The 17,084-nt window shown below is 69.9% G+C and carries 13 protein-coding genes and 2 pseudogenes; 7 read left to right on the top strand and 8 right to left on the bottom strand.

Features of this window, described 5'->3' with window-relative positions:
• Window positions 1-75: 75 nt before the first annotated feature.
• The gene (locus G6N24_RS09930; RefSeq protein WP_085155716.1) at window positions 76-435 is read right to left on the bottom strand and encodes a hypothetical protein; all 360 of its coding nucleotides are present in this window, start codon (window positions 433-435) and stop codon (window positions 76-78) included.
• Window positions 436-601: 166 nt separating this feature from the next.
• Here G6N24_RS09930 and rbpA point away from each other — a divergent pair, with 166 nt between their 5' ends.
• The gene (rbpA, locus tag G6N24_RS09935; protein WP_036359704.1) at window positions 602-937 is read left to right on the top strand and encodes an RNA polymerase-binding protein RbpA; all 336 of its coding nucleotides are present in this window, start codon (window positions 602-604) and stop codon (window positions 935-937) included.
• 13 nt (window positions 938-950) lie between these two features.
• Here rbpA and lnt read toward each other — a convergent pair.
• The 3 genes and pseudogenes from lnt to G6N24_RS09955 form a co-directional block, all read right to left on the bottom strand.
• A pseudogene (lnt, locus tag G6N24_RS09945) lies at window positions 951-3,568 on the bottom strand (apolipoprotein N-acyltransferase).
• Complete coding sequence (locus G6N24_RS09950; protein WP_085155765.1) at window positions 3,561-5,093, bottom strand: amidohydrolase; 1,533 nt, start codon at window positions 5,091-5,093, stop codon at window positions 3,561-3,563. Before G6N24_RS09950 ends, lnt begins: the two are co-directional and overlap by 8 nt.
• 164 nt (window positions 5,094-5,257) lie before the next feature.
• On the bottom strand, window positions 5,258-5,797 hold the full coding sequence (locus tag G6N24_RS09955) for an FxsA family protein (RefSeq protein ID WP_139822156.1): 540 nt from the start codon (window positions 5,795-5,797) through the stop codon (window positions 5,258-5,260).
• A gap of 75 nt (window positions 5,798-5,872) precedes the next feature.
• On the opposite strand from G6N24_RS09955, the gene G6N24_RS09960 reads away from it, so the two are divergent.
• Window positions 5,873-6,571, top strand: coding sequence for a dienelactone hydrolase family protein (locus G6N24_RS09960; RefSeq protein ID WP_085155724.1), 699 nt, complete (start codon window positions 5,873-5,875; stop codon window positions 6,569-6,571).
• On the opposite strand, the gene G6N24_RS09965 is transcribed toward G6N24_RS09960, so the two are convergent.
• The 3 genes from G6N24_RS09965 to cobN form a co-directional block, all read right to left on the bottom strand.
• Window positions 6,568-7,446 (bottom strand): type 1 glutamine amidotransferase domain-containing protein, encoded by an 879-nt coding sequence (locus G6N24_RS09965; protein ID WP_085155727.1) that lies wholly within the window; start codon window positions 7,444-7,446, stop codon window positions 6,568-6,570. The genes G6N24_RS09960 and G6N24_RS09965 overlap by 4 nt on opposite strands.
• A gap of 5 nt (window positions 7,447-7,451) precedes the next feature.
• Window positions 7,452-7,847, bottom strand: a complete 396-nt coding sequence (locus tag G6N24_RS09970) for a PPOX class F420-dependent oxidoreductase (protein ID WP_085155732.1) — start codon at window positions 7,845-7,847, stop codon at window positions 7,452-7,454.
• Between the two features lie 81 nt (window positions 7,848-7,928).
• Window positions 7,929-11,504 carry a cobaltochelatase subunit CobN gene (cobN, locus tag G6N24_RS09975; protein ID WP_085155768.1) on the bottom strand — a complete coding sequence of 1,192 codons (3,576 nt, stop codon included), beginning with the start codon at window positions 11,502-11,504 and terminating at the stop codon, window positions 7,929-7,931.
• Between the two features lie 74 nt (window positions 11,505-11,578).
• Here cobN and G6N24_RS09980 point away from each other — a divergent pair, with 74 nt between their 5' ends.
• Genes G6N24_RS09980 through G6N24_RS09995 form a run of 4 tightly spaced genes read left to right on the top strand, consistent with a single transcriptional unit; the run spans window position 11,579 to window position 15,328 of the window.
• Window positions 11,579-12,064: an Rv1419 family lectin gene (locus G6N24_RS09980; RefSeq protein ID WP_085155735.1), complete on the top strand. Its 486-nt coding sequence runs from the start codon at window positions 11,579-11,581 to the stop codon at window positions 12,062-12,064.
• Between the two features lies 1 nt (window position 12,065).
• On the top strand, window positions 12,066-13,223 hold the full coding sequence (cobG, locus tag G6N24_RS09985; RefSeq protein WP_085155738.1) for a precorrin-3B synthase: 1,158 nt from the start codon (window positions 12,066-12,068) through the stop codon (window positions 13,221-13,223).
• Between the two features lie 9 nt (window positions 13,224-13,232).
• Entirely contained in the window at window positions 13,233-13,859 is a 627-nt protein-coding gene (locus G6N24_RS09990; protein WP_085155742.1) for a precorrin-8X methylmutase, read from the top strand.
• The gene (locus G6N24_RS09995) at window positions 13,856-15,328 is read left to right on the top strand and encodes a precorrin-2 C(20)-methyltransferase (protein WP_085155746.1); all 1,473 of its coding nucleotides are present in this window, start codon (window positions 13,856-13,858) and stop codon (window positions 15,326-15,328) included. Before G6N24_RS09990 ends, G6N24_RS09995 begins: the two co-directional genes overlap by 4 nt.
• Window positions 15,329-15,422: 94 nt before the next feature.
• Here the strand turns inward: G6N24_RS09995 and bla are convergent, their stop codons facing one another.
• Entirely contained in the window at window positions 15,423-16,349 is a 927-nt protein-coding gene (gene bla / locus G6N24_RS10000; protein ID WP_085155749.1) for a class A beta-lactamase, read from the bottom strand.
• Between the two features lie 95 nt (window positions 16,350-16,444).
• Here bla and G6N24_RS24415 point away from each other — a divergent pair.
• Window positions 16,445-17,038: pseudogene (locus G6N24_RS24415) on the top strand (DUF2275 domain-containing protein); the annotation flags it as partial.
• Window positions 17,039-17,084: the final 46 nt, after the last annotated feature.

Here is a 17,084-nt window from a genome sequence, read left to right on the forward strand (position 1 = left end):
CGGCCCTGGCGCGACTGTACCGGCTGTGCACAGCCGGCGCTGCGACAGCGCCTGAAGACCCCGAATCTTGCCCCGTCAGACGCCCACGCGGCGCCAGCCGTCGGCGGCCCTGGCGGCCCGAACCAGCACGTCGCACAATTCGCGCAGTTCGGTTGCCCCGGCTCCTTCGTCGAGCGCCGTGGCGACGTCCTCGGCCGCACATCGCACCTGGTAAACGCGATCCGATAGGTCGGCCGCATCGTCGGCCGAGAGCACCACGGCGTCGGCCGGCAAGGCCAGCGCCGCCCCGCCCCCACCCCGGGTCATCATGGCCCGCTGCTCGTATGCACGCTGCCGACAGGACTGCCGGCAATACTGGCGGCGACGGCCCATCCCGACGTCGGTCACGTCTCGACCACACCAGCGGCATGGCTGAGGCCGGGCACGACGCGTCACGCCTGCCGACTTTAGTCCGCCGCAGCCCCCGATCCCGGTATCATTAATGGTCGCGTCGCGCGCCGCGCGCGGACCACGGGAACTAGGCAAACGCTCTTAACGTTTGCTTAAGCGGAGATAATCGCAGGAGCCCAGCAGCTCACCGGACCCAAAGGAGTACCGCCCTATGGCTGATCGTGTCCTACGAGGCAGTCGGCTCGGAGCCGTGAGCTATGAGACCGACCGTAACCACGATCTCGCACCGCGTCAGATCGCGCGGTATCGCACCGAGAACGGCGAGGAGTTCGAGGTCCCCTTCGCCGACGACGCCGAGATTCCCGGCACCTGGTTGTGCCGCAACGGCATGGAGGGCACGCTGATCGAGGGTGACTTGCCCGAGCCGAAGAAGGTCAAGCCACCGCGCACACACTGGGACATGCTGCTAGAGCGTCGCTCGGTCGAAGAACTCGAGGAACTCCTCAAGGAGCGCCTCGACCTTATTAGGTCGCGGCGTCGCGGCTGACCGGGGCCCGCAGTTACGCGTTGTCGTGAGCGCGCGCGGCCCGAGCACGGGTGCGCCGCCCGTCGAGGCCCCATCGAGCGACTTTGACCAGCGCCTCGCGGATGTTGGATCCGCTCATCTTGGACACGCCGATCTCACGTTCGGTGAATGTGATCGGCACCTCGACGACGACGAAACCGGTGTTGATCGTGCGCCAGGTCATCTCGATCTGGAAGCAGTAGCCCTTGGAGTCGACGCTGTCTAGATCGATCGTCTCGAGCACTTCGCGGCGGTAGGCGCGATAACCGGCGGTGATGTCGTGGACACCGATGCCGAGCGCCAGCCGCGAATAGGTGTTCGCCGTCTTGGACAGCGCCAGGCGCCGCCACGGCCAGTTGCGCACCGCCCCCCCGTCGACGTAGCGCGAGCCGATGGCCAGGTCGGCTCCCGCGTCGACGGCGTCCAACAGGCGGTGCAGCTGTTCGGGCGCGTGACTGCCGTCGGCGTCCATCTCGACGAGTACCGCGTAATCCCGGCTCAGGCCCCAGGCGAAACCTTGCAGGTATGCCGCGCCCAGCCCGTTCTTCGCGGTGCGGTGCAGCACGTGGGTGCGGTCGGCATCGGCCTGTGCCAGCTCGTCGGCGAGCTGGCCGGTGCCGTCGGGGCTGCTGTCGTCGACGACGAGCACATGGACGTCGGGGCAGGCGGTCCTTACCCGCCGATGGATCAGCGGCAGGTTCTCCAGCTCGTTGTAGGTGGGGATGATCACCAGAACGCGCTGGCTGGGACGACTGCCCGGGACTCGGGGCGCCGGGTGGCCGGTGGTCATATAGCTCCTCTACTTCGTCGCCCGAAACCAAGTGAGTGTCGGCCGCCCCCCGCATCCTCGGCGTCCTTTGGCGCACCGGAGCCGACGGGTTCCTCCTGGGGCTTGGGCCGCCGACGGGTTCGATGCGCGAACCATCCATTGTGCCGCATTGCGGCGAGAATGACCGCCCCGGCCGCCGCGACCAGGATCCATTGCAGGATCGCGCCCCACCGTGTGGCGGGGGTCAGCCTCGTCTTGAGGTGCACCTGGATGTCGAGATAGGCGGGCTCGAAGAAGTTCGTCCGGACCAGCTCGTGACCGTCTGGCGCGATCACCGCACTGATCCCGGTGGTGCCGGCCACCACGACGTATCGGTCGTGCTCTACCGCCCGAACTTTGGCAAAGGCCAGTTGCTGTTCACTCATCGTCTGGTTGAAGGTGGCGTTGTTGCTGGGCACGGCCAACAACTGCGCGCCGCCCCGAACCGATTTTCGCGGTGCGCGGTCGAAGATCACCTCCCAGCAGGTGGCGACCCCGACCGGTACGCCGGCGATGCGCACCACGCCGGTGCTCTTGCCGGGCACCATGTAGCCGGCGCGGTCGGCGTACCCGGACAGATGCCGAAAAAGCCACCGCATGGGCAGGTACTCGCCGAACGGCTGCACGATTTCCTTGGTGTGGCGGTCGGCCGGGCCGGTGACCGGGTTCCACACCAGCACCGTGTTGGTGTATTCGGGATTTTCTTGGCGACCGGGAAGGTCGAGCACGGTGCCGAGAAGGATAGGCGCGCCGATCGCGTCAGCCGCCGCCGAGATCTGCTGCCCGGCGTCGGCGTTGGCGAGGGGATCGATATCTGAGGCGTTCTCCGGCCAGATGACGAATTGGGGCTGCGGGGCAACCCCCGCACGGACGTCCTCGGCCAGCAGCTGCGTCTCGCGGACGTGGTTGTCCAGCACCGCTCGACGCTGCGCATTGAAGTCGAACCCGAGCCGGGGGACATTGCCCTGCACGGCCGCGACGGTGACGGTGGGCTCACCGCCTGACCCGACCCCCGCGTGCCGCACCTGCGGCCAGGCGACGGCCGCGGCGAACAACACCAGGCATATGCAGGCACCGGGCAGCACGACCGCGGGCGGAGGAGTAGCGGCACCTGTACCAGTTTTGGAGGCGGATCCTGAGACACCCGCTCCGTCCGCGCGGCCGCGCGCCTGGCCACCGGCGCGCCACCACGTCTCGATCTCCAGCGCGATCGCGGTGAAGCTGCATCCCACCAGCACGATCGCCGTCGAGAGCAGCGCGACCCCACCGAGCTGAACCAACGGCAGCAGCGGGCCATCGGCTTGGCCGAAGGCCACCGATCCCCAGGGAAATCCGCCAAACGGGCCAATCGACTTCAACCACTCCAGCGCCGCCCAGACCACGGCGAACCAGATCGGCCAGCCCGGCAGCCGGCGCACCACGACGGCGAACACGCCGAAGAGACCCGGGAAGAACGCGCACGCCGTCGCCAACGCCACCCAGGGCATCGCGCCGACCAGCATGCCGACCCACGGCAACAAGGGCACGTAGAACGCCAGGCCGAACAGGAAGCCGTAGCCCAGCCCACCCACCGGTGTGGTGGCGCGGTGGGTCAGCACCCACGACAGCAGCGCGAAGGCGACGACCGCGGCCCACCACCAGTTCAGCGTCGGGAAGCTGGCGTAGAGCAGCAGCCCGGCGACGACGGCGGCCACCAGCCGCGGCAGACGTGGTTGTGTCGCGGCCCGAACGGCGGGCAGCCGCGCCGCCAGCCCGGCGCCGGCTTGCGCCAGTCGCCGGCGCGCGGCGAACCATTCCCTAGCCATGGATGACGGCACCCCGATGCACGGTTTGGCGGCAGCGCGGCAAGGCGTCGGTCGGGCCCAGCCGCGGTAACGCGGGCACCCGGGAACGCGGGTCGGTGGACCAGCGCTGAATGCCGTCTCGGGGCGCGCTGACGTCGAGAGCCCCGGCATCCCAGACGGCATAGGAGGCCAGCGCTCCGGGCACCAGGGTGCCCGTCTTCCCGTCGCGGACACCGGCTGCCCGCCAGCCACCGCGGGTAGCCGCGGCGAACGCGGCGCGCGCCGACACGGCGCTGCCCGGGGTGTGGTGGTTGACCGCCGCGCGCACGCTCGCCCACGGCTCAAAACCTGTTACCGGGGCGTCGGAACCGAGCGCGAGGGGCACGCCTTGGGATGCTAACAGTGCGAGCGGGTTGAGTTCGCTGGCTCGCTGTGCACCGAGGCGACGGGCATACATGCCGTTGCCACCGCCCCACAGCGCGTCGAAATTGGGCTGCACGCTGGCGATGACCCCCCACGCGCCCAGCTTCGCCGCCTGATCGGCGGTCACCATCTCCACGTGCTCGAGGCGGTGCCCGCACCGCGCGACGGCGACCACACCGAGGTCGTCGACGACCCGTTCGAAGGCGGCGACCACCGCCGAGACCGCGGCGTCGCCGATGACGTGGAAACCGGCGGTCACCTCGGCCTCGGTACACGCCCGGACATGCGCGACGATAGCGTCGGGGTCGAGGTAGCAGGCGCCGACGCGATCCGGGGCGTCGGCGTACGGCTCGTGCAGCCAGGCGGTGCGCGACCCCAGCGCACCGTCGACGAACAGGTCTCCGGCCAGCCCGCGGGCCCCGGTCTCATCGACCAGCGCGCGGGCCCGTGCGGGCGTGGTCACCGCCTCGCCCCAGTAGCCGATCACCTCGACGCCGTGTTCGAGGCCGCACAGCTGCCGCCAATCGTCCAGCCCGCCGATGTCGGGTCCGGCGCATTCGTGCACCGCGACGATGCCGGCCGCGGCGAGCGCATCCAGCGCCGCTTCCCGGGCTGCGGCCAGCTGCGTGTCGGTGAGCAAGTCGCGGGCCGCGGCGCGGACCAGGTGGTGCGCGTCGCCAGCCAGCGGCCGCTGCGGTGTGAAACCGGCCGCCGCCCTCAGCCCGGGGACCAGCCGTCGCAGCCCGGTCGAGGCCAACGCGGAGTGCACATCGACACGGGCCAGGTAGGCGGGCCGGTCGCCGAGCACCGCGTCCAGGTCGGCGGTGCTCGGCGCGGCATTCTCGGGCCACGCCGACTCGTCCCAGCCATGCCCCCACACCGGCCGGCCCGGGTGGGCGGCCGCGTAGTCGGCGACCATCCGCACCATGTGCGCTCGCGAGGTGGCGGGTCGCAGGTCCAGCCCGCTGAGCGTCAGGCCGGTCGCACTCAGGTGGATGTGGCTGTCGACGAATGCCGGCGCCACGAAAGCGCCGTCGAGATCCTGCACGTCGGCGTCCGGGAACTGGCTGCGGCCCACGTCGTCACTGCCCAGCCACGCGACGACGTCGCCGCGCACCGCCATGGCGGTGGCGTCGGGGTGGGTGGGGCTGTGCACGCGGCCGTTCAGCAGCAGCTTCGTGGCGATCGGAGCCTTCGGGGTCACCCCGCAAACCTACGTGGGCTCGTGTTTCGCCCGGCGACGATGCGGGCCGCGGCGCGGCCCCAGGGGCAGCCGGGCAATCGAACTCAGACCGACGACGCGGGCGGCGCCGGGGGCTCGTCGCCGGTCGCACGCTGCGGCAAGACCGGCGGCTCGACGTCAATGACGTCGATGACCTCGCCGTCGATGAAGTCCCTGCCGTCGCCCGTGTTGCGGAGGTTCCAGGCACCGGCGACGCCGGCCGCAGCATCGGCGGTCAGCGGCACGCGCCGCAGGAAGCCCCGCACCGCAAGTGAAGTCAGCCCCGGGCGGGCGGCAGCCCGGATCGGAGGCACCAACAGCAACAGTCCCAACCCCGTGGTGACCAGACCGGGAACAAGGACCAGGCCCGAGGCGATGGTGACCAGCGCGCCGTCGCTCAGCGCGCTGTGCGGTTCTGTCAGACCGGATCGCAATTGGGCGAGCTGGCGCCCAAGCTGCCACCCACCCAGCGGCGCGAGCAGGCCGAACCCGAGCACAAACGTCGCCAGCAGCACCAGCAGGGTCCAGCCGAAACCGATCGTCGACGCAAGCGCGAAAACCACCGCGAGCTCGACGACGGCGTAGAGGAGAAGCAGCCGCGACACCATGTGACGCCAACGTCCGCGGACCGCGCCCAAGTTCCGTGAAGGCCGACGCCAAGGCTGCAGTTAGATGACGTCATGACAACGATTGATATCGACACCCCCGCCGGACCGATCGACGCGCTGCTGAGCAGCCCCCAGGGTGCAGGCCCCTGGCCCGGCGTGGTGGTGGTCCACGACGCGGTCGGCTATGCGCCGGACAACGAGTTGGTGTCCAAGCGCATCGCCGGCGCGGGCTATTTAGCGCTCACGCCCAACTTGTACGCCCGTGGCGGCCGCGCCCGCTGCATCACCAGGGTCATGCGCGAGCTGCTGACGAAACGGGGCCGTGCCGTTGATGACATTCTGGCCGCCCGCGATCACCTGCTGGCCATGCCCGAATGCTCCGGCCAGGTCGGGATCGCGGGCTTCTGCATGGGCGGCGGGTTCGCACTCATCATGTCGCCCAAGGGTTTTGGCGCGTCGGCACCGTTCTACGGCACCCCGCTGCCGCGCCACCTCAGCGAGACGCTGGATGAGGCGTGCCCGATTGTGGCGAGCTTCGGCGGCCGCGACCCGCTGGGCGTGGGCGCACCCAGACGGTTGCGCGAAGTGACCGCGGCCAAGAACATCACCGCCGACATCAAGACCTACCCGGGCGCCGGGCACAGCTTCGCGAACAAACTGCCCGGCCAACCGCTGCTTCGCATCATGGGGTTCGGCTACGACGAGGCCGCGACCGAAGACGCTTGGAGCCGTGTCTTTACGTTCTTCGGCGAACACCTGCGCGCGGGCTAGGAGGGTGGGCCACTTGGACGTTGACTCAGCTTCTGGGACAGGGCGGTCGCGAAGGTGTGGGCATCGCCTGGCCAGCGCGCGGACAGGTAGTTGTCGTCGACGACGACAAATGCCGGTCGCGAGTCGGTCGTCGTGTCCCGCACCATCCCGGAGTTCTTCAGCCACCTGTGCGGTGATCCGCGGGCGACGTCGCGGAAGTCCGATGGATCTTTAAGGGCGCGAGTAACTTCCGACTGCACTGACATGTACCCACCGGGCTGACCGGGCCCGTCGGGGTAGGTGCGGTAGTAATCGGGATCCCAGAAACGGGTGCGGCGGGTCAGCTGCCAGGCGCGCCGCTCCATCGCCCATGTCAACGACGTAGTCCTGCGCCCGTAGAGGACCGACCGGCCGGTGGTCGGATCGATGCTGCGAGCGGCGAGCAGCACGCCGTGACAGATCGCGGCCACGATCACCCCGCGGGCAAACGCATCCACGACGAGCCGCTGCAGCGTGTCGCTGTCGATGTAGCTGCGCATTCCCCGGGCGCGGTGCCCGCCGGGCAAAAGCAGAGCGTCGATGCCGTCGAGGGTGGCTTGAGTCCAGCTGATCGGATGCCGAAACTCGGTCGATTGCAGCATTTCTGCATAGGCGCGGCGACCGTCCTTATTCGCCCTCAGCATTCGCCCGACTATCGCGACAGCGCCGAAAACCGGTAGCGCAGACCAGATGTCCAAACCTCGCCCGGTCACCATGATGTCGTCGGCGACGCCCGGCCTGCCGCTTTCGGTCGCAAAGACCACCCGGTGACCGTTGGCGGTCAAGACCCGCCAGCTGACCGCGACCTCGGTCGGGTCGAAGTCACGGTCCGGAATGGGGATCAGGACGGTGCTCATGGGGATCAGCCACTGGCCACTTTGAGCTCGAGGCCGATGTTGTTCTCCATGCCGCCGCGTAGCTTGCTGAAGAAATTGAAGACCTTGCCCACGATGCCGTACCGGTTGCCGATCGCCTCGTAGACCGCGCCGGTTTGCGATTTGTCGAGGATGACCGCGGTGCCCTCGACGGCCTCACTTTTCGGGCGACCACGTATGTCGCAGATGGCCAGCGTCACGCGGGGGGTATTGCGGATCCGCTTGACCTTCCACGACTTTCCCTCGGTGATGACCAGCAGGCGGTCGCCGCGGTCGCTGTCCAAGGCGGCCCAGACCGGGACCGGTTTGGGGCGACCGTCCTTGGTGAAGGTGGTCAGCAGGATGTATTGCGCTTTGGCGAGGTCGGCAAAAGTTGGCTTCACGGGTGCCAACCTACCCGGCGAGCAGACGCAGAATCGCACGCGGAAGGCGTTCCGCGTGCGATTCTGCGTCTGCTCGCCGTACTAACCTTCCAGGTCGGCCTCGGTTTCCAGCAGCGCCTGGCGCAGGCCGTCGAGGGTGTGCGCGCGCGGGTCGGCCCACATGCCGCGGCTGGCCGCCTCCAGCAGCCGTTCAGCCATGCCGTGCAGCGCCCACGGATTGGACTCCGCCATGAACTTGCGGTTCTCCGGATCCAGCACGTAGCGCTCGGTGATCTGCTCGTACATCCAGTCGGCCATCACCCCGGCGGTGGCGTCGTAGCCGAATAGGTAGTCGACGGTCGCCGCCATCTCGAAGGCGCCCTTGTAGCCGTGCCGGCGCATCGCGGCCATCCAGCGCGGATTGACCACGCGGGCGCGGAAGACCCGGGCGGTCTCCTCCGACAGTGTGCGGGTGCGGATCGCGTCGGCTCGGGTGTTGTCGCCGATGTAGGCGGCGGGCGCCTGTCCGGTCAGTGCGCGCACCGCGGCCACCATGCCGCCGTGGTACTGGAAGTAATCGTCGGAGTCCGCGATGTCGTGTTCGCGGGTGTCGGTGTTCTTGGCGGCCACCGCGATGCGCCGGTACTGGCGATTCATATCATCGGTGGCGCGCCGACCGTCCAAACCGCGCCCGTAGGCGAATCCGCCCCAGGCGGTGTACACCTGCGCGAGGTCGGCGTCGTCACGCCAGTTGCGGCTATCGATCAGCTGCAGCAGGCCGGCCCCATAGGTTCCCGGTTTCGATCCGAAAATCCTTGTGGTGGAACGCCGTCGGTCACCGTGTTGCGCCAGGTCGGCTTGGGCGTGCGCGCGTATGTAGTTGTCCTCGGCGGGCTCGTCGAGGTCGGCGACCAACCCCACCGCGTCGTCGAGCATCGTCACGACATGCGGGAAGGCGTCCCGGAAGAACCCGGAGATCCGCACCGTCACGTCGATGCGGGGCCGGCCCAGCTCGGCCACCGGAATCGGCGTCAGGCCGACAACCCGGCGCGAGGCGTCGTCCCAGACCGGCCGAACACCCAGCAGGGCAAGCACTTCGGCGATGTCGTCGCCGGCGGTGCGCATCGCCGAGGTGCCCCACACCGACAGCCCGACCGACCGCGGCCACCCTCCATGGTCGTCCCGGTAGCGGGTGAGCAACGAATCCGCCAGCGCCACACCGGCTTCCCACGCCAGCCGCGAAGGCACCGCCTTGGGGTCGACGGAATAGAAGTTGCGCCCGGTGGGCAGCACGTTGACCAGGCCGCGCAGCGGCGAGCCCGAAGGCCCGGCCGCGATGAACCGGCCGTCCAGAGCTCTTAGCACCTGGTCGATCTCGGCTTCCGTGCCGGCCAGCCGCGGCACCACCTCGGTGGCCGCGAACCGCAACACCGCCGCGACGTCCGCGCTGCTGGTGAGCCGGTCGGCCGCGGCGGGGTCCCAGCCGGTGGCTTGCAGCCCCGCGACCACCGCGCGCGCCGCCGCCTCGACCTGATCCACCGACGTGCGTTCGTCGGTGCCGTCCTCGGCCAGGCCGAGCGCCTGGCGCAGGCCGGGGATGACATGCTCGCCGCCGAACAGCTGGCGCGCCCGCAGGATTGCCAGCACCAAGTCGAGTTCGGTCTCCCCCGTTGGCTTTTGCCCGAGAATGTGCAGACCGTCGCGGATCTGGACGTCCTTGATCTCGCACAACCACCCGTCGACGTGCAGCAGCATGTCATCGAACGAGTCCTCTCCCGGACGTTCGGTGAGTCCCAGGTCGTGGTCCATCTTGGCGGCCCGGATCAGCGTCCAGATCTGCTGGCGGATGGCGGGCAGCTTGCCCGGGTCCAGCGCGGCGACGCTGGCGTGCTCGTCGAGCAACTGTTCCAAACGCGCGATGTCGCCGTAGGTTTCCGCACGGGCCATCGGCGGGATCAAATGGTCGACAAGCACCGCGTGGGCCCGCCTCTTGGCCTGAGTGCCTTCGCCGGGATCGTTGACCAGGAACGGGTAGATCAGCGGCAGGTTGCCCAGCGCCGCGTCGGCTCCGCAGGCCGCCGACATGCCCAGCGTCTTTCCCGGCAGCCACTCCAGGTTGCCGTGCTTGCCCAGGTGCACGACGGCGTGCGCCCCGAAGCCCGCGTCCAGCCACCGATAGGCGGCCAGGTAGTGGTGGCTGGGTGGCAGGTCCGGATCGTGGTAGATGGCCACCGGATTCTCCCCGAAGCCACGCGGCGGCTGCACCATCACCACCACGTTGCCGGCTTGCATGGCGGCGATGACGATGTCGCCGTCGGGATCGTTCGTGCGGTCGACGAACAGATCCCCCGGCGGCGGACCCCAGTGCGCCTGCACGGCCTCGGTGAGCTCGTGGGGCAGGGTCGCGAACCAGTCGCGATAGTCCTTGGCGCGCACCCGGATCGGGTTGCCGGCCAGCTGTCCGGCGGTGAGCCAGTCGGGGTCTTGTCCGCCGCGTTCGATCAGCGCATGGATGAGCGCGTCACCGTCGCCCGCGTCGACACCCGGCAGGTTGCCCACCTGATACCCGCGCTCGCGCATCGCGCGCAGCAGGGCCACCGCGCTGGCCGGGGTGTCCAGCCCGACGGCGTTGCCGATGCGGGCGTGCTTGGTCGGGTACGCCGAGAACACCACGGCCACCCGCTTGTCGGCAGGCTCGACGTGCCGCAGCTGCGCGTGCCGGACCGCCAACCCCGCCACCCGGGCGCAGCGCTCCGGATCGGCGACATAGGAGATCAACCCGTCGTCGTCAATCTCCTTGAACGAGAACGGAACTGTGATGATGCGGCCGTCGAACTCGGGCACCGCCACCTGGCTGGCGACGTCGAGCGGGCTCAGGCCGTCGTCGTTGTCACGCCATTGATTCCGCGGGCTGGTCAGACAGAGACCCTGCAGGATCGGGATGTCCAGGGCCGCCAGGTGCTCCACGTTCCAGCTGTCGTCATCACCGCCGGCCGACGCAGTGGCGGGTCTCAAGCCCCCGGCGGCCAGCACGGTGACCACCATGGCGTCGGCGTCGCCGAGCGCGTCCAGCAGCTCCGGCTCGGCGGTGCGCAGCGACGCGCAAAAGACCGGCAGCGCACGCGCGCCAGCGTTTTCGATTGCGTGGCACAGCGCCTCGACATAGGCGGTGTTGCCGGCCAGGTGCTGCGCGCGGTAGTACAGCACCGCGATCGTCGGGCCTGGGCCGGGCCGGGCATCCGCGCGCGAAAGCTCACCCCAGGTCGGGGTCCTCACCGGCGGTGTGAACCCGTAACCGGTCATCAACACGGTGTCGGACAGGAATGCGTGCAATTGGCGCAGGTTGTCCACGCCGCCGTGAGCCAGGTAGATGTGCGCCTGCACCGCGATGCCGGCCGCAACCGTGGAAAGACCGGTCAGCTCGGCGTCGGCGGCTTGCTCGCCGCTGACCAGCACCGTCGGCACGCCGCTGGCGATCACCGCGTCGATGCCGCTCCTCCAGGCGCGGTAGCCGCCGAGAATCCGCACCACCACGATCGACGCGTCCGCCAGCAGGCCGGGCAGTTCTGAATCGGACAGCCGCGACGGGTTGGCCCACCGATAGTTTTTCCCGCTGGAACGGGCGCTGATGAGGTCGGTGTCGGAGGTCGACAACAGCAGGACGCTCGGCTCAACCACCCCCCATTCGTACCGCACGGTGATTGCCGCGGGCTGGGGTGGGAACCTTATTACACGGGACGTGAGGAGCGGAAATGCAGGAATCGCACTTGATGGCCGGTGTGCGTCGGGCCCTTGTCGTGGCCGGCGCCGGGTTCGGTGTCGCGCTGCTCGGCGCGGGCGTGGCGCGTGCCGCCGACCCGGTCCAGTTGAGGAGCCGATTGGGCGATTGGTGTCTCGACGGCCCGAATGGCGGCAGCACCGCGACGATGGTCAACCCCTGCGATGGGTCGAAGTCCCAGCTCTGGGCTTTCAACCCCGCCGGCCAGATCGAAAGCGTGGCGGTCCCGGGGAATTGCCTGAGCATCAGTGGCGCAGCGGACAACACCCCGGTGCTGCTCATGCCCTGCCATCCCAATGCGGACAACGGGCGGTGGACTCACCAGAGCAACGGCCAGCTCACCAGTGCGCTCGGTCCCTGCCTCAACGTTTCCGGCGGCGTCGCGCGGCCCGGGACTCCGGTGATCGCCTACCACTGCATCGCGGACGTCGAAGACGAACAGTGGGATAGCGTTTCGTGACATGCCCCGAGCGCGTGACATCGACGCCTGCCCGGGCGCGCTGCGGGTGCATCAGGCCGCCGACGGCGCGTTGGTGCGGGTCCGGCTGCCAGGCGGAATCATCACCGCCGCCCAGTTGGCGACGCTGGCCCGCTTGTCGAGCGGGGTGGGCTCGGGAACGCTCGAGCTGACCGCGCGCGGCAACGTGCAGCTGCGCGGGATCCGCGATGTCGAGGCCGCGGCGGGCGCCCTGGCGGCCGCCGGCCTGCTGCCGTCGGCGACGCACGAGCGGGTCCGCAACATCGTCGCGTCGCCGCTGTCCGGCCGGGTCGGCGGGAAGGCCGACGTTCGGCCGTGGGTGGGCGAGCTGGACGCCGCGATCCGCGCCGAACCCGCGCTCGCCGAGCTGGGCGGGCGCTTCTGGTTCAGTGTCGACGACGGCCGCGCCGACGTGTCCGGGCTGGGCGCCGACGTCGGCGTGCACGTGCTGGACGACGGCTGCGCGCTGGTGCTCGCGGGGCGTAATACCGGTGTGCGGGTCAACAATGTCACCGAGACGCTGCTCGCCATTGCGCTGCGCTTTGTCGAAGTCCGCGGAAAGGCTTGGCGGGTAAGTGAATTGGCGGACATCAACAAATTGCTGCCGGGGGTCGAGCTACGCCCGGCGTTCCCGCCCCTCACCCGGGGACCGGTTGGCTGGATACCGCAGGACGACGGCCGTGTCGCGCTGGGCGCCGCGGTGCCGCTGGGAGTCCTGGCCGCACGTGTCGCGGAGTGTCTCGCCGCGATCGAGGCCCCGCTGGTGGTCACGCCATGGCGATCGGTGCTGGTGTGCGATCTCAGTGAAGAAGTGGCGGACGCCGCGTTGCGGGTGCTGGCGCCGTTGGGGCTGGTGTTCGACGAAGCCTCGCCCTGGCTGCGCGTCAGCGCGTGCACGGGCAGCCCGGGCTGCGCGCGCTCGGCCGCTGACGTGCGAACCGATGCGGCGCAGTCACTGGGTCCACACGGCGCCGCATCCGTCGTGCATCGGCACTTCGTCGGCTGCGAACGCGCATGCGGCAGCCCGCCCGCCGGTGAGGTCCTGGTAGCCACTGGACAGGGGTACAGGCTTGTGAGGTCCGTGGCGACCGCAAGCGCGGCCAAGCCGGGCGCCGGCGGTCGCCACGCAAACAGCCCTTAGGGTGGGCGGGTGCTCGACTACATCCGCGACGCGGCCGAAATCTACCGGCTGTCGTTCGCGGCGATCCGCGCCGAAGCCGACCTGACGCGATTCCCCGCCGATGTGGCCCGCGTCGTGGTCCGGCTGATCCACACCTGCGGGCAGGTCGATGTCACCGAACATGTCGCCTACACCGACGACGTCGTCACCCGGGCCAGCGCCGCGTTAACGGAAGGCGCTCCGGTGCTGTGCGATTCGTCGATGGTGGCCGCCGGAATCACCGCCGCGCGGCTGCCCGCCGGCAACCAGGTGGTGACGCTGGTCGCCGATCCGCGCGCGGCCGAGCTGGCGGCCCGTCGGCAAACCACCCGCTCGGCGGCCGGCGTGGAACTGTGGGCCGACCGGCTCGCCGGTGCCATCGTGGCCATCGGCAACGCGCCCACCGCACTGTTCCGGCTGCTGGAGCTGATCGACGAGGGCGTCGCGGCGCCGGCGGCCGTGCTGGGCGGACCGGTCGGCTTCGTCGGCTCCGCGCAAGCCAAGCAGGAACTCATCGATCGGCCGCGCGGCATGTCGTATCTGGTGGTCCGCGGCCGCCGCGGCGGCAGCGCCATGGCCGCCGCCGCCGTCAACGCGATGGCGACCGGCAGCGAATGACCGCCCGGGGCACGCTATGGGGAGTCGGGCTGGGGCCCGGCGACCCGGAGCTGGTGACCGTCAAGGCCGCCCGGGTGATCGCCGAGGCCGACGTGGTGGCCTACCACAGCGCCCGCCATGGTCGCAGCATCGCCCGCGGTATCGCCGGACCGTATCTGCGGCCCGGTCAGATCGAGGAGCACCTGATCTATCCGGTGACCACCGAACCGACCGATCACCCCGGCGGCTACGCCGGCGCGCTCGAGGACTTCTACGCCGACGCCACCCGCAGGATCGCCGCGCACCTCGACGCCGGGCGCAACGTCGCGCTGCTCGCCGAGGGCGACCCCCTGTTCTACAGCTCCTACATGCATCTGCACACCCGGCTGACGCGTCGGTTCAACGCCGTCATCGTGCCCGGTGTGACGTCGGTGAGCGCGGCCTCGGCGGCTGTCGCCACCCCGCTGGTGACCGGCGACGAGGTGCTGTCGGTGCTGCCCGGCACGTTGCCGGCCGCCGAGCTGGCCCGCCGGCTCGCCGACGCCGACGCGGCCGTGGTGCTCAAACTGGGCCGTTCGTATCACAATGTGCGGGAAGCACTTTCGGCGTCTGGTCAGCTGGACGACGCGTTCTACGTGGAGCGCGCCAGCACCCCCGGGCAACGCGTGCTGCCCGCGTCGGAGGTCGACGAGTCCGCGGTGCCGTACTTCTCGCTGGCCGTGCTGCCGGGCGGGCGGCGGCCAGTGTCGATCGCCGGCGGCGTCGCGGTGGTCGGCCTGGGGCCCGGTGACAGCGACTGGATGACTCCGCAGAGCCGGCGCGAACTGGCCAGAGCGACCGATCTGATCGGCTACCGCGGCTACCTCGACCGGGTCGCGGTCCGGGACGGCCAGCGGCGCCATCCCAGCGACAACGCCGACGAGCCCGCGCGGGCGCGCCTGGCCTGCTCGCTGGCCGAGCAAGGGCGCGCCGTGGCGGTGGTGTCGTCGGGCGATCCGGGGGTGTTCGCGATGGCCACGGCCGTGCTGGAGGAAGCCAAGCAGTGGCCGGGCGTGCGGATCCGGGTGATTCCGGCGATGACGGCCGCGCAGGCCGTCGCCAGCCGGGTCGGGGCCCCGTTGGGCCACGACTACGCGGTGATCTCGTTGTCCGACCGGCTCAAGCCGTGGGAGGTGATCGCCGCGCGCCTGACCGCCGCAGCCGCGGCCGATTTGGTGCTGGCCATCTACAACCCGGCGTCGAAGACGCGGACCTGGCAGGTCGGTGCGATGCGCGACCTGCTGTTGGCCCACCGCGAACCCGGCACGCCCGTGGTGATCGGGCGCAACGTCTCCGGGCCCGACGAGGACGTCCGGGTGGTGCGGTTGGCCGACCTGAACCCCGCCGACGTCGACATGCGCTGCCTGCTGATCGTCGGCTCCTCCCAAACCCAGTGGTACTCAGCGGATTCCGGCGACCGGGTGTTCACTCCGCGGCGCTACCCGACATGAGGTGACGCTGGCTGGACGCTCGCCGAATGTGCACCCGCCGCGAATCCGAGCGCAATTTTTCGCAGCCGGTGCACGCTGGGCGCGGGCGAAGCGATTACGCGAGGACCTCGGCAACGCAAGTCGCCGCGGCGGCGACGAGGGCGTCGCTGGGTTCGGCGTCATACCCGCCGGCCACGCGATCGGACATGACCGCGACGACGTGGGCGTCACCGCTGGGTGACCACACCACCGCGACGTCGTTGGCTCGTCCGTAGTCGCCCGATCCCGTCTTGTCGACCACCCTCCAATCGGCGGGAAATCCCGCCCGGATGCGTTTGGCGCCCGTGGTGCTGCGCGCCATCCAATCGGTGAGCATCGCCCGCTTGTCGGTGTTCAAGGCATCACCGAGGACAAGCTGTTGGTAGACAAGGGCAATCGCGTGAGGAGTTGTGGTGTCGCGCTCGTCCCCGGGCGGGTCCCGGTTCAGCTCCGGCTCTTCCTGATCCAAACGGCCGACGGCGTCGCCCAGGCTGCGCAGGTACCCAGTGAACGCCGCGGGCCCGCCCAGATCGGCCAGCAGGAGGTTGGCGGCGGTGCCGTCGCTGTAGCGGATCGCCGCGTCACACAGCTGCTTGATGGTCATCCCGTCCTGGACGTGTTGCTGGGTCACCGGCGACGTCGACCGGATGTCGTCACTGGTGTAGGTGATCACCCTGTCCAGGCGCGTGAGTGGACCGCGGTGCAGCACGGCCGCGACCAGCGGCGCCTTGAACGTGGAGCAGAACGCGAACCGCTCATCCGCGCGGTATGCGATCTCGGCGGTGGGGCCGGTTGCGGGCACATACACCCCCAGCCGCGCCTGGTGTTTCTGCTCCAATTCGGCAAAGCGTGCGGCCAGATCCTGGCGTGCCCGGGTGGGCGGCGCCGCCGGACGAGCGGTGTTCGGGTGACGCGCACAAGCCGCCAGGGGCGCCAGCGTGGTCACCGCCAGCAGCAGCTCTCGACGGCCGAAGCCGGTGTCCGGCCTACCGCTTTCGCGCATGCCGCAGTATCACATGCCCTCACCGGCGGGTGTGGGCATGATGCACGTTTGGCCCGGTCTTTGCGCGCCGAGCAGCCATGCGCGACGATGCAGGGATGCGGTGTGACGTTGCGCGGGAGGCGCTGTCTGCGCGACTGGACGGCGAGCAGCCGCAGGTGCTCGCGCAGCAGGTCGATGCCCATCTGGAATCGTGCCGCAGGTGCCGGGCCTGGCTGATCGACGCGGCCGCACAGACCCGCCGATTCGCCACCGTTGACCCGGGTCAGGGGCCCGACCTCGCCGACAGAATCCTGGCGAGCGCCGGCGTCGTGTCGACCCCGTGGTATCGCCGCTGGCTGCGCGGACCCGGCTCGCGGTACCGCCGATGGGGGCTGCTCGCGGTCGGCGTGCTCCAGGTGGCGATCGCGGCCGCCCAAATCGGCGGAATCGATTTCGGCATCATGTCCGCCCACGGGCACGATGCCATGCCCGGCGCGCCTGGAACCATGGCCGGCGCGCATTTGCTGCACGAGTCCACCGCGTGGTTGTTGGCGTTGGGGCTGGCCATGATCGCGGCCGGCATCTGGACCGGCGCGGCGGTGGGCGTGGCCGCGATTGCCGGCGCGTATTCGCTGGCGCTGGTGTACTACGTGACCATCGACGCCTGGAATGGCCAGGTGACCGCGGCCCGCATCGCCAGTCACGCACCGGTGCTGGCCGGCCTGGCGTTCGCGTTGCTGGTGGCACGAGACCGCA

The sequence above is a fragment of the Mycobacterium lacus genome (genome assembly GCF_010731535.1).
Taxonomy (GTDB): Bacteria; Actinomycetota; Actinomycetes; order Mycobacteriales; family Mycobacteriaceae; genus Mycobacterium; species Mycobacterium lacus.

Excerpts from the sequence above, each read along its gene's own strand:
- rbpA (WP_036359704.1), top strand. The coding sequence starts at position 602 with ATGGCTGATCGTGTCCTACGAGGCAGTCGGCTCGGAGCCGTGAGCTAT.
- G6N24_RS09950 (WP_085155765.1), bottom strand. The coding sequence starts at position 5,093 with ATGGCGGTGCGCGGCGACGTCGTCGCGTGGCTGGGCAGTGACGACGTG.
- G6N24_RS09960 (WP_085155724.1), top strand. The coding sequence starts at position 5,873 with ATGACAACGATTGATATCGACACCCCCGCCGGACCGATCGACGCGCTG.
- G6N24_RS09965 (WP_085155727.1), bottom strand. The coding sequence starts at position 7,446 with ATGAGCACCGTCCTGATCCCCATTCCGGACCGTGACTTCGACCCGACC.
- G6N24_RS09980 (WP_085155735.1), top strand. The coding sequence starts at position 11,579 with ATGCAGGAATCGCACTTGATGGCCGGTGTGCGTCGGGCCCTTGTCGTG.
- cobG (WP_085155738.1), top strand. The coding sequence starts at position 12,066 with ATGCCCCGAGCGCGTGACATCGACGCCTGCCCGGGCGCGCTGCGGGTG.
- G6N24_RS09995 (WP_085155746.1), top strand. The coding sequence starts at position 13,856 with ATGACCGCCCGGGGCACGCTATGGGGAGTCGGGCTGGGGCCCGGCGAC.
- bla (WP_085155749.1), bottom strand. The coding sequence starts at position 16,349 with ATGCGCGAAAGCGGTAGGCCGGACACCGGCTTCGGCCGTCGAGAGCTG.